The following is a 12,108-nucleotide window of genomic DNA, read 5'->3' on the forward strand; positions in this document are numbered from 1 at the left end:
GGACTATTTAACGCATCTTAACGCGATTCCCGGTCAAAACATGGCGCAAAAGGCCGGGGTTTTTCCGGGTGGTTAAGGCTCTCGGTCCCGATACTACCGCATATTGGGAGATAGGAACGCTTCTCACGCCCGGCTACCCCGCGGCGGCGCTGCATCGATATAAATTCGGCCTCCGGTAAGACTGATTGCGGCCCCGGCAAGCGTCTTTTTCAGTCTTGATTGCTTTTGGCCGTTCGCAATGGCGTTGTCCAGTACTGTTAGCAGCGCCTCGACCTTGCCAAGTTCCGCGGGTCCTTCGTGACCGACCCGATCAATCGCGCGCTTGAGCAGCCGAAGCCGGATTTCCTCGGGCAGACCGGCAAACGCCTGGGCATCGAACCCGAAGCGCGTGGCATCATCACGATCTCTCACCGCGAGATAGCGCTCGGCGCCATCAGCCAGCACTTCAATCGCGGCATTCGCCCGCGCCAGCCTTGAAGCCAGCCGCGCCAGATTTCGGCTGTCACCGCCCTCCTCTGCCAAAGCCGGCATCAATGCACGCAGCCGCGGCCGCGTGAAGCTCACGTCGCGATTGGTGGGATCGTCGGCAAAGGCGATCTTTGCCTTGTCCAGCGTCGCGACGAGCCGGGATTTCGGGATATCCAGCAGCGGCCGCGCCAGCCACACGCCCTCGCGCTCGCTCTCGCGCGCCATCGCCGCGAGACCGGCGATGCCGCTGCCGCGCAGCATCCGCATCAACAGTGTCTCGGCCTGGTCGTCGCGGGTATGCGCGGTCAGGATGTGCGTCGCGCCGCTTGCCCGCGCAGCTTTCGCCAGCAGGCGATAGCGCGCCTCCCGCGCTGCAGCCGGCAAGCCGGTTTTCGGCTTGGCGCCGGTCCAGCGCAGCGTGCGATGGGGCAGATCAAGCGAGCGCGCGACGCGCTTGACGCCGCGCGCCTCGCGCGCGGCCTCGGGCCGCAAGCCATGATCGACAGTGACGGCGATCAACCGCGGCCCGCGTGACAACGCACGGCGCCAGCGGGCGGCAAGCCACATCAGGGCAAGGGAATCGGGCCCGCCAGACACCGCCAGCACGAGCGCGGGCGCGACCTTCCAGTGCGCGAACAGCTCTTTCGCTTGCTGTACCGAGATCGGCGCGTGGTCGTCGTCAGGCATGGCATCGCCAGTCTATTCGAGACCGATTGCGGCCTCGACCGGCTTATGCTTTAGCACTTAACCCGCTTTTGCTCACGATCGACGGCGGCCTTGACGCCGGCAGATGCGCGCGGATATTTCCGCGTCACCTCGCCGAGCGCCGCGCAGGCGGCTTCCTTTTCCTTCAGCGCCGCCAGCGACTGCCCGAGCCGCAAGAGCGCGTCTGGCGCCTTGCCTGATTTGTCGAACTTGGTGGTCACGCCGAGGAACGCTTCGGCGGCGTCGCGATATTGCTGGCGCTGGAAATAGCTTTCGCCGAGCCAGTATTGCGCATCTCCAATCAGCGGATCGCTCGGATATTTCTGCGCAAAGTTCTTCATGGTCTCTTCGGCCAGCGCATAGTCCTTGCGCTGCATGTAGCCGATGCCGAGATCGAACTCGTCCTTCGACGTGGCCGAGGGCGGCAACGGGGTCAGCGCGGCACTGGCGCCGGGCCCCGGGCCGCGTGGCGGCGGTGCGGCTGCAGCGGGCGGCGGCAAGGCGCCACCGGGATCGCGCGGACCGCCGAGATTGAGCGGCTCACCGGGTCCGCGTCCGCCGGGCGCGCCGACCGAAGCTTCATTCGAGATCGGCAATTGGCCGCCGCCGAGTGCACGCGGCGCACCGGGAGCGTTGGGATTCTGGCTGGGGTCGAACGCATCGCCACGGCGGCGGCCGCCGACCGCCGGGGCCGGCTCCTGCACGGTCGGCGCCGGTGATGCGATCTGCGGTTGCCGGTCATAGCCGGGTTGGGCCTGCGGATAGCCCTGCGGCTGACGAGCCCCCTGCTGCGGATAGGCTTGTTGGGGATAGCCCTGTTGCTGCGGGGGGCCGGGCTGAACTGGAGGCGGTGCGGCAGCCACGCTGGGCTGCGCCGCCGGAGGCTGGCCGCCTTGTGCCGGCGGCGCGGCGCCGAGCTGGCGCAGCCGCTCTTCGAGCTGGCGGTTGCGGTACTGCAGTTCCTCGTTCTGGCCGGTCAGTTGCCGGAGCTGGTTTTCCAGCCGCTGGATCCGCATCTCCAGATCAGCGTCGTCGGACTGCGCCTGGACTTGCGGGGAGCCTTGCGGGGAACGCTCCCACGGGAACGTGATCTGTGCGGCCGAGGGCTGCACAGACAAAGCCAGCATCGCGGCAATCGCCGCGGCGCCGGCAGCATTGAGGAATCTGAGTGACATTTTGCCCCGACGACGAAAATCACGTGTCAAACGAAAGCAGAACACATTGAGAGAGGGAGTACGCCAGAATTGTGACTGGCATTTCCGAATCGGTTCGCTGCAGCCCGGTATGGTTTAGTATCCCCTTCAAGACAAGCCGCCCGACGCGGCCGACCGTTCACAAATCGAGGGAGACCCGCCGATGCACGTGTCCGTGAACGGGGTGCGGCTGTTCTTTGATGTCGAGGGCGCGAAATTCGTCCCCGACGGCCCCACGATGCGGGAAAAACCGGTGCTGCTAATGCTTCACGGCGGTCCGGGTTTCGACCATTCGATCTACCGGCCGGCCTATTCCGCCCTGTCCGATATCGCCCAGATCGTCTACCTCGACCACCGCGGCAACGGCCGCAGCGAGGACGGCCCGCGCGAGCGCTGGACCTTGGCGCAATGGGGCGACGACGTGCACGCGTTCTGCGAGGCCCTTGGCATCGTCGATCCGATCGTCTTGGGCGCGTCGTTCGGCGGCATGGTCGCACTCGCCTATGTCACGCGCCATCCGGATCACCCTTCCAGGCTGATCCTCATCAGCACCGAGGCCGCCGGTGGTTCCTATCGGGAACGGCGCGTAGCGCTGTTTGAGCGCTTCGGTGGGCCGGAAGTGGGTGCGCTGGCTCGGCGACGGTTTCTGGAGCCCGAAGGCCCCCTGGACCAGGCAGAGCGCGACGCCTGGCTGCGGCTAGCCATGCCGGTCTATACGCGAATGCCGCGCGATCCGGACATGGCGAGACGCGCGGTCAATCGCCGGGAGGTGGCGCTGCACTGGTTTGCAAGACCCGATGGCGAGAGCGACAGGTTCAACCTGTTTCCGGATCTCGGTCGCATCCGCTGCCCAACACTCGTGCTCGGCGGCGAGGACGACCCGATACATCCGATCGAGAGCCAAGCGGATATCGCCGCCGCGCTGCCGCCGCACCTCGTGCAGTTCGAGCGCTTTGCCGGTTGCGGCCACGGCGTGGTCAATGATGCCCCCGAACGCACGCTGGCCGTCATCCGCGATTTCATCCTGCGCCCAAAAGTAAAGCCGGCGCCCGAGGGCGCCGGCTTCGAAACTCTGCAAAAGGCCTGACGGCTCAGGCGCCGGCGTTCAGCACCGTGACGGCGCGGCGGTTCTGCGACCAGCAGGAGATGTCGTTACAGACCGCGACCGGGCGCTCCTTGCCGTAGGAGATCGTGCGCATGCGGTTCGGGTCGATGCCGCGCGAGGCGAGATAGCTGCGCACCGACTGGGCGCGGCGGGCGCCGAGCGCGATGTTGTACTCGCGGGTGCCGCGCTCGTCGGCATGGCCTTCGATGGTGAAGGAGTAGCGGTTGTAGGTCTGCAGCCACTGCGCCTGCTTCTCCAGCGTGGCGATCGCCTGCGGGCTCAGATCGGTCTGGTCGCTCTCGAAGAACACGCGGTCGCCGACATTAACCACGAAATCCTGCTGGCTACCCGGGCTTGCCGCGCTGGCCATCGCGCCATCGGCGCCGACGTTGTTCTTGGCGCAGGCGCCCATCGACAGCGCCACAGCGACCACGGCCGCCAGCTTCCATCCCTGGAGGATACGCATCTGGTATTTCATTCCGGAGCCTCCAACGCTCACGTTTTTCGACTGTTATCTGGTCTACAGGTCGATGGTTAAGCAAACATTCCGTCAACCTTGATGGAACCTTGCCAGACCCGATCAAATGCCGACAAACCGTGAAAAGCGACCGCGATAGTTAATGGTTTGTAAATGTGGCGCGAGGGTGAAGGCAAGTGCGCATGGGCCGAAATCACCGGATTTGCGGTGTTTAGGCAACGGTGACCCAGGAATGACAAGTCGCGGAATTTGGATAGGAGCCCTGTGGGGCCGGATGGTCTGGTCCGTCGTTGTCCGGCCGGTTCAGGAAATCGGAACGATCGAGGCCTGCTCGAAGGATCTGACGACCCCGCGCGGCGAGGAATGGCGCTCACCGGCGCGCTGGAACAGCATCCGCCGCTCGACGGACGTCGAACGCATGATGGGAAAACGGGTCATGACCTTTTCCCGCACGGCGCGGTAATCGGACGCCATCAATGCCACCTTGGGCAAGAAGCCCGGAAACGAACGCGGTTCGGCGATGACCTCCGACATGAAGACCCGGCGATAGAACGCCTGGTGCTCGGCACGAACGAGCGCGAGCCCGGTATCGGCGTTGAAATGCTCGCATGCCATATAGGCCAGCCGCACCGTCAGATAGGGAAGGTCAGGGAACCGCCTCGCCTTTTCGGGGAGCGCAGCAAGACGAAGCGGATCGATGAAAACTTCACCTTGATCGAGCCGCGGGTGAAGAACATCGCCGAACAAATCAACTGAACCGGAAATCCGACATTCCGACGTCACGACGTTGAGGCGGAGCGAACTGCAGAGTTCTCCGTCAACATAGACTCCGAACATCCAGGCGTTGGGGGCATCGTCGTAATGATCGCTGACGCGCTGAGACTCTGACGGCGCGGTTACTCCGCCATGCAGATAGGCTTTGTACCGCATCAAATAGATGCAATCTTTTTCCTCGGGAGTTTCCATCAGTCGGTAATCGACCCGATCGGACAACCCTGACTCCGGCCCAAAGAGCGAAGTGCGCGGTTCGGCTCCGGCCTTCATCTGTACTCCTAACCTCCACAACAACTTCCACGAGTGTGAAAGATTAACGGCTCCTTAACAAAATTGCAAAGGCTTAGACACGTTAGGGTTAACCCCTGCCACCCGCAAAGCCGGGGGTAGCCATGTCGAGAGCACGAACAGGGGGACTGATTACGCTGAAGTCAGGCGATCGACCGCGAAGAAACAGCGATGAGCTGGTCGTCAGGCATGCGGCGACCGTGCGACGCATTGAGCAACTGCCGGACGCGTACGGCCGGGACCGGCGGGCTGAACAGATAGCCCTGCGCTTCCGTTACCGCCCCGTCGGCGCTGATCAATTCGAGTTGCTCGTTGGTCTCGATGCCCTCGACCACGACCGACATTCCAAGATCGGCGGACAGCCGCGCCACGCCGCGTAGCAGCGTCAGCGGACGGTCGCTGTCGATCCCTTCCAGGAAGGAGCGGTCGATCTTCACCTTCTGCAATGGGAAGTTGTGCAGGTAGCTGAGGCTCGAATAGCCGGTGCCGAAATCGTCGAGCGAGATCCGCACGCCGAGCGAATGCAATTGCGACAGCACGTCGTGGGTCGACTGCGTGTTACGCAGCAGCGAGGATTCGGTGATCTCGATTTCGAGCCGGTTCGCCGGCAGGCCGGAGACCTCGAGTGCATAGCGGACTTCGCTGAGCACGTCGCGCTGATGGAACTGCTGCGGCGAGAAGTTGACGGCAACGCTGACGGCTTCGGGCCATTTCATGCATTCCATGCAGGCCTTGCGCAAAATCCAGCGGCCGAGATCGACGATCAGGCCCATATCCTCGGCGATTGGAATGATATCGGTCGGCGACACCGTGCCGCGGACTGGATGATTCCAGCGTATCAGCGCCTCGCAGGTCGATATCCGGCCCGACTTGAGGTTGACCAGCGGTTGGAAGAACAGCTCGAACTCCTCGTTGGCCAGCGCCTTGCGCAGGTCCAGTTCGAGGATACGGCGGGACTCGACGATTTGCGCCATCTCCTCCCGGAAGAAGCAGAAGGTGCCGCGGCCGTCGGCCTTGGCGCGATAGAGCGCCATGTCGGCATTCTTGAGCAGTGTGTCGGCGCTGATGCCGCGCGAGGTCATGGCAATGCCGACGCTGGCGCCGATCTCGACCAGATGGTTGTCGATCTTGTAGCGCTCGCTCAGGCGATCGACGATGCGCCGCGCAAGACCGGCGGCATCGTCGGCGGAGTGGATGTTCTGCTGGAACACCACGAACTCGTCGCCGCCGAAGCGCGCCACGAAATCCTCGGGCCGCAGCATCTCGCGCAGGCGAGCGGCCACCGCGCACAGCAACTGGTCGCCGCAGGGATGGCCGAGCGTGTCATTGACCTGCTTGAACTGGTCGAGGTCGACGAACAGCAGCGCCGACAACTGTTCGGCGCCCTGCTGGGCTGCCAGAAGATGTCCGATCTCGTCGCGGAAATTGACCCGGTTGGGGAGCTCGGTGAGTTCGTCGTAGCGGGCCAGATGGCTGATCTTGGCTTCGGAGTTGCGCCGCTCGGTAATGTCTTCCAGGAGCACCACTGCGCCGCCGCCGGCCATCGGCTGGAAGGTCCACGATAGCGAACGGTTTCTGGTGATGTCGGGGTCGGCGGTGATGACGTCCTTGGCCTGTGAATTCTCGATTTCGGCGAGAATCATTTGCCCACTCGCCGCCGAGATCGATCCGGCGATCACGCAGGCGGCGATGATGTCGGGCGCGCTCGCGCCCTGCTGCACGAGATCTTCGGACAGATCCATCATTTCGCAGAAGCGGTGATTCATCACCGCAAGCTGTCCGTCGCCGCGGAACATGCACAGACCGTGGGGCATGTTGTTCAAGGCGGTATCGAACTGTCCGGCGAGCGCCGCCTCGCGCTCGCGCGCCAGAAGCGCCCGCAAGAATATGCCGTGCAAATTGGCCGACATCTGCATGACAACGATAAGGAATGCCGCGGTGATAACCGACATAGCGACGTAATAGGGCGTGCCACGCAGCGCCAGCGCGATCACGGTTGGACCGAAGGCAAGTACAGCCTGCAACTGGAACGTCCATTGCCGTCCATAGGCCCTGCCCGCGCCTCCCGATAAGACCCCCGTAATGACGGACAAACAAATCATATGGGCGACGGCATCGTCGCTGCTCAGCATGGTGACGGCGCCCCATATGCCGATTGCAGCGGCCTGGATAATCGCCCCGATCTGATATCGCTTTTTCCATCGCTCAGCTTCGTCGGCCGTCAGGTTCGCTTTACACGCTTGGTAGCGTTGCAAATCGAAAGCCCGGATCGCACCAGCAAACAGCAGAAGCCCGACGCACACCCAGATCAGATTTTCGCCGGTCTTCAGCGCCGTCAGGCTCGACGCGACGGCCAGGAAGAAGATGCCGACATGCACCGGACCTTGGGTTTCGAACAGCGAATCGATCAGCGCCGCCGCAATCTTCGGCGATATCTGTCGCTGATCTGGCTCTCCGCTCTGATTTGCGAGCTGCATGTGGGGTGTACTGGCGTCCTGTCGGTTGCGCAGTCTTACCCTCTGGAGATGAAGTCTTTCTGAGGGAACATCGTTACCAAGATGTTGCCGCGGGTTTCCGGTTGTGGAAATCTGCCTGAAAAATCAGCAGGCTAGGCAATGTTTGCCTGACAACGATGGGCCGCCGGCGCGGCCGGGTTCCATTATGACAGGAGCGGAGACCACGCCGGGTCGGAGGCGAAACCGGGCGTTGGTACGCGCAATTCGTTGCGACCGGAGATATCGACCGTGTACAGCGACGGCCCGCCGCTGCCGCCGGGGTCGCGGAAGAACATGACGACCCGGCCATTCGGCGAAAAGGTCGGACCTTCGTTGTGGAAGCCGGAGGTAAGAATTCGTTCGCCCGAGCCGTCGGTCTTCATGATGCCGATGGCAAACGCGCCGCCGCCCTGCTTGGTGAAGGCGATGTAGTCGCCGCGCGGCGACCACACCGGCGTCGAATAGCTGCCCTCGCCGAACGAAATGCGCTGCGCGCCGCCGCCGGTGGCTGGCATCACGTAGATCTGCGGCTTGCCACCACGGTCGGATTCGAAACAGATCCGGCTGCCGTCGGGCGAATAGGACGGCGAGGTGTCGATCGCCGGCGTGTCGGTCAGCCGCGTCGTCGATTTCGAACGCAAATCCATCACGAACAGGTTGGAGTTGCCGCCCTGCTGCAGGCTCATGATGATGCGCTGGCCGTCCGGCGAGAACCGCGGCGAGAACGACATGCCGGGGAAATTGCCGACGATCTCGCGCTGCCCGGTCTCGACGTTGAACAGATAGACGCGCGGATCGCCCTGGCCGAATTCCATATAGGTGATCTCTTGCGTCGACGGCGAGAAGCGCGGCGTCAGCACCAGATCGGAGCCCCTGGTCAGATACCGGACATTGGCGCCGTCCTGGTCCATCAGCGCCAGCCGCTTGACGCGGCGCTCTTTCGATCCGGTCTCGTCGACGAACACGATGCGGCTGTCGAAATAGCCCTTCTCGCCGGTCATGCGTTCGTAGATCTGGTCGGAGATGATGTGCGCGATCCGCCGCCAGTATTCCGGCGAGGTGAAGTATTGCTGGCCGGTGAGTTGCTGGTTGGTGTTGATGTCCCAGAGGCGGAATTCCGCTTTCAGGCGGCCGTCGCCCTGCCGCGTCATCCGGCCCGTCACCAGCGCCTGCGCGTTGATCTGCTTCCAGCTCTGGAATTGCGGCGCGACGTCGATATTGGCGATGCGCTCGATATGAGCAGCCTGATCGATCGGCGCGAACAGCCCGCTGCGCTTGAGGTTGTTGGTGATGACCTGCGCCACGCCGACGCCGACCTCGGCATCACCAGGCGTGCCCGCCACGAAATTCGGGATCGCGATCGGCAGCGGAACGAATTCACCCTCGGGAATGGGGATCCGCTTCGGCGCCTGCGCGAAGGCATTGCGACCGCCGGCGACCGCGCCGAGCGCAGCCATTCCGGTAATGATCTGCCGACGGTTCAGGCGGAATGGCATTGTTGGCAATCCATCTTTGTCAGTCATCGCTTCGATCTTGCTCATGTGTGATCGCCAACGGGCGAGCGCAATCAGACTTTTTCTTTGAACACCGGCGCGAAGTATTTCCATTCGTCATAAAATGCCGCCGGCAGCTTGTACGGCTGGCACTCGATGATCGCGCGTAGCGCGCTCTCCTGGTAGACCCGAAGATAGGGCGTCGCCGGAACGCCTTCCGGAACCGGCGTGCCTTCGAGCGTGCCGTCGCGCTTCAGACGGATCGCGAACGCGACTTCAGGCTTCTGCGATTCTATCCCGCCATACGGCTTCTTCCAGCAGCGCTCGACCTGCCGCTGGAACATCGAACCCCAGGTTGCGGAATTGTCCGCGGCTGCGCCCTTCGCCGTGCCGAGCGCGGCATTGGAATTCAGCGTGTCGCCGGTCGTGGCCTGGCGCGACGGATCGCGCTTGTCGAGCAGGGCCGCGATCTGGTTCTGGTCGAAGTGCCGTTCCACGATCCTCTGCTTCTGCGGCTCTGGCGGCTTGGCGGCCTGCACCGGCGGCTTCGGCGGCGGCTTCTTCTCTTCCTTCTTGATGGTGTCGCCGATCTGATCGACCTTCGGCGGATCGGGCTTTTTCTCGACCTGCTTCGGCTCTTCCTTCGGTTTCTCGACAACCTTCGGCGGATCGGGTTTCTTCTCGACCGGCTTTTCCTCGATCTTCGGCTGCGGAGGCGCTGCGGTCTCGGTCACAACAGGCGCTTTCTCGGTAATTTTGCCGACAGCGTCATCGACCGGCTTGGCTTCGGCGACTTTCTCGACCAGCGGCTTCGGGTTTTCCTTCTTGCCGGTCTTCATGCCCGCCATCACCTTGGCAAGCTGGTCGGACGAAACGACATCGACCGCCACCGAATCTTCCGGCGGCATTTCGAGCGCCTTGGTCGAGAACGACAGCATCACCCACCCCAGCACGAGGACGTGCAGGGCAACCGACGCCATCACAGTCTTGTCGACCTTGATCTTCACCTGCGCTTTTCCGCTCCGCCGTCAATCACCGCGCGCCGCTGCATGGCTCAGGAGCCCTGCTCCGGCGCGATGACGATATTCGCCTTGAACCCCGCCGTCCGAATATACCCCAATAATTTCATCATATCCGTGTAACAGACGTCCTTGTCGCCCCGCAGGTATACCACCCTCTCGGCCTCCGACCGGGTCTCCTTGATCGCCGTTATCTTGGGCAGGAGCTCATTGGCCGGAATCAGCGTGTCCCCGAGATAGAGCTCGACGTTGGAATTGCAGGCACCGCCGGTGCGCTTGACCGACAGCGTCAGCGGCGGCGCGTTGGCTTGCAGTTGCTTGCCGCCGCCGGCGACGGGCAGATCGATATCGATGGTCGAGGTCATCAATGGCGCGGCCACCATGAAGATGATGAGCAGCACCAGCATCACGTCGACCATCGGCGTGACGTTGATCTCCGCCATCACCGCGGCGCGACGCCGGCCGCGACGGCCACCGCCGCCTCCGGCCGAACCTGCCATGTTCATCGCCATGATCTTGATCTCACGATGCGCTCGTCATTGGCCGCCCTCACGCCCGCTCGTCGATCTGGCGGGACAGGATGGCTGAAAACTCGTCGGCAAAACCTTCCAGCCGCTGCGCCTGCCGGTTCACCTCGGACGTGAACTTATTGTAGAAAATCGTCGCCGGGATGGCGGCGATAAGACCGATAGCGGTCGCAAACAGCGCCTCCGCGATGCCGGGCGCAACGACCGCGAGCGAAGTGTTTTTCGAGGCCGCGATCGACTGGAAGCTCGACATGATGCCCCAGACGGTTCCGAACAGGCCGACGAACGGGCCGGCGGAGCCGACGGTTGCCAGCACCAGGAGCCGCCGCTCCAGCCGCTCGACTTCGCGCGCGATCGAGACGTTCATCACCTTCTCGATCCGCATCTGCAATCCGGCAAAGGAGCGCGACTGGCTCTCGAACGAGCGCTTCCACTCGCGCATGGCGGCGACGAAGCACGCCGCCATCGACTGCGTCGGTTTCGCCGAAAGCGCGCGATAGAGCTCCTCGATCGATTGTCCCGACCAGAACGCCTGTTCGAAGCGGTCCATCGCCCGCTTGGTGCGCGAATAGAGGAAAATCTTGTCGATCGCGATCGCCCAGACCCAGACCGAGCAGGCGAGCAGGCCCAGCATGACTGACTTCACGACCCAGTGGGCCTGCCAGAATAGCGCGATCAGCGACACGTCGGCCGAGACGAGCGGCAGAGCTGACGGAGCCACGTCGGCGGGATTCATGAGTAGTATCCTCTCAACGCAAGTGTCCCTAATTCCTCCGGGAGCAAATGGCCGCCGGGTTCACAACCGCGCGTCGGGCGCGGCGATTTGCGCCAGCGCGAGAGCCTGTTTCCTGTCGCATGGGGGGCCCGCCGAAAGCCGGGCATTGCTTCCCCTGCCAACATGTCAAAACGAGGGCTGCCAGCGCGTCATTCCGTCCCTAACCAGACGCTAAGCTTAGTTAACTTTCGGTTACCAATAGGGAATTCCACTGCCGGAAGTCCAGTGCGGCCGGGCGGTTACGGGGGCCGGGGGCCCCGGGTTCCAGGCCCTCCCGGAGGTTGCGGGGCGGCCGGTGGCCCCGCCATTCGAGACAGCCGCTCCGCGGTCTCCTTAGGGCGAGGCGGACAAGATCTGTCCGCGTCATGCAATCCTGTAGGATGGGTGGAGCGAAGCGATACCCATCAATGCCGGCGCAGAAGGTGATGGTTTCGCTTCGCTCTACCCATCCTACGATAGACGCACATTCGCGATCTCGCGACGCATTGCGCCCGAGGTTTGCATCTTCGCTTGGCCCTCTCACATCTGAGGGCGCAGGGAAGACCGGGTGCTGGCTGCACCCGCGGTCTCGTGTGCGATTTGCGCAAAAGAAAATGCACACGAGCATACAGGTACAGCGGGAGCATCCCGGCCTTCCCTGCGCAATGGCTTTACGGCTTACTTCGTACTCTTCCCGGAGAACGGCTCTTTTGCCTCCGTCGCTGCGCAAATAGTTTCACGCAGCTTAACGCCAGCACCGCGGCGCCCGAACCACACGACTTCGCCGTACGCTTCCTGCGCCTACGTCT

Annotated in this window: 10 protein-coding genes; 1 reads left to right on the forward strand and 9 read right to left on the reverse strand. The window is 63.2% G+C overall.

Going from position 1 to position 12,108, the window contains the following annotated elements; genetic code table 11:
• Nucleotides 1-123: 123 nt before the first annotated feature.
• Nucleotides 124-1,155, reverse strand: a complete 1,032-nt coding sequence (gene tilS, locus YUO_RS0134770) for a tRNA lysidine(34) synthetase TilS (protein ID WP_028351330.1) — start codon at nt 1,153-1,155, stop codon at nt 124-126.
• A gap of 50 nt (nt 1,156-1,205) precedes the next feature.
• A complete protein-coding gene (ybgF, locus tag YUO_RS0134775) occupies nt 1,206-2,348 on the reverse strand; it encodes a tol-pal system protein YbgF (RefSeq protein WP_028351331.1) in 1,143 nt (380 codons plus the stop codon).
• Between the two features lie 181 nt (nt 2,349-2,529).
• Between ybgF and YUO_RS42735 the strand changes: the two genes are divergently transcribed.
• Entirely contained in the window at nt 2,530-3,453 is a 924-nt protein-coding gene (locus YUO_RS42735) for an alpha/beta fold hydrolase (RefSeq protein ID WP_051379804.1), read from the forward strand.
• A gap of 4 nt (nt 3,454-3,457) precedes the next feature.
• On the opposite strand, the gene pal is transcribed toward YUO_RS42735, so the two are convergent.
• The 7 genes from pal to tolQ form a co-directional block, all read right to left on the reverse strand.
• Nucleotides 3,458-3,949, reverse strand: a complete 492-nt coding sequence (pal, locus tag YUO_RS0134785) for a peptidoglycan-associated lipoprotein Pal (protein ID WP_028351332.1) — start codon at nt 3,947-3,949, stop codon at nt 3,458-3,460.
• 303 nt (nt 3,950-4,252) lie between these two features.
• A complete protein-coding gene (locus YUO_RS0134790; protein WP_028351333.1) occupies nt 4,253-4,993 on the reverse strand; it encodes an N-acyl amino acid synthase FeeM domain-containing protein in 741 nt (246 codons plus the stop codon).
• A 161-nt stretch (nt 4,994-5,154) separates the two neighbouring features.
• On the reverse strand, nt 5,155-7,488 hold the full coding sequence (locus YUO_RS0134795) for a putative bifunctional diguanylate cyclase/phosphodiesterase (RefSeq protein ID WP_028351334.1): 2,334 nt from the start codon (nt 7,486-7,488) through the stop codon (nt 5,155-5,157).
• A gap of 182 nt (nt 7,489-7,670) precedes the next feature.
• On the reverse strand, nt 7,671-9,002 hold the full coding sequence (tolB, locus tag YUO_RS0134800; RefSeq protein ID WP_035728283.1) for a Tol-Pal system beta propeller repeat protein TolB: 1,332 nt from the start codon (nt 9,000-9,002) through the stop codon (nt 7,671-7,673).
• Between the two features lie 71 nt (nt 9,003-9,073).
• Entirely contained in the window at nt 9,074-10,000 is a 927-nt protein-coding gene (locus YUO_RS0134805; RefSeq protein WP_028351336.1) for a cell envelope integrity TolA family protein, read from the reverse strand.
• A gap of 53 nt (nt 10,001-10,053) precedes the next feature.
• A complete protein-coding gene (locus tag YUO_RS0134810) occupies nt 10,054-10,530 on the reverse strand; it encodes a biopolymer transporter ExbD (protein WP_028351337.1) in 477 nt (158 codons plus the stop codon).
• A 37-nt stretch (nt 10,531-10,567) separates the two neighbouring features.
• A complete protein-coding gene (gene tolQ, locus YUO_RS0134815) occupies nt 10,568-11,281 on the reverse strand; it encodes a protein TolQ (protein WP_028351338.1) in 714 nt (237 codons plus the stop codon).
• Nucleotides 11,282-12,108 lie beyond the last annotated feature (827 nt).

Origin of the sequence: Bradyrhizobium murdochi (genome assembly GCF_000472965.1) — a bacterium.
GTDB classification, from domain to species: Bacteria; Pseudomonadota; Alphaproteobacteria; order Rhizobiales; family Xanthobacteraceae; genus Bradyrhizobium; species Bradyrhizobium murdochi.

Bases quoted from the DNA above. Each gene is read 5' to 3' on its own strand.
- tilS (WP_028351330.1), bottom strand. From the start codon at position 1,155: ATGCCTGACGACGACCACGCGCCGATCTCGGTACAGCAAGCGAAAGAG.
- ybgF (WP_028351331.1), bottom strand. From the start codon at position 2,348: ATGTCACTCAGATTCCTCAATGCTGCCGGCGCCGCGGCGATTGCCGCG.
- YUO_RS42735 (WP_051379804.1), top strand. From the start codon at position 2,530: ATGCACGTGTCCGTGAACGGGGTGCGGCTGTTCTTTGATGTCGAGGGC.
- pal (WP_028351332.1), bottom strand. From the start codon at position 3,949: ATGAAATACCAGATGCGTATCCTCCAGGGATGGAAGCTGGCGGCCGTG.
- YUO_RS0134790 (WP_028351333.1), bottom strand. From the start codon at position 4,993: ATGAAGGCCGGAGCCGAACCGCGCACTTCGCTCTTTGGGCCGGAGTCA.
- YUO_RS0134795 (WP_028351334.1), bottom strand. From the start codon at position 7,488: ATGCAGCTCGCAAATCAGAGCGGAGAGCCAGATCAGCGACAGATATCG.
- tolB (WP_035728283.1), bottom strand. From the start codon at position 9,002: ATGCCATTCCGCCTGAACCGTCGGCAGATCATTACCGGAATGGCTGCG.
- YUO_RS0134810 (WP_028351337.1), bottom strand. From the start codon at position 10,530: ATGGCGATGAACATGGCAGGTTCGGCCGGAGGCGGCGGTGGCCGTCGC.
- tolQ (WP_028351338.1), bottom strand. From the start codon at position 11,281: ATGAATCCCGCCGACGTGGCTCCGTCAGCTCTGCCGCTCGTCTCGGCC.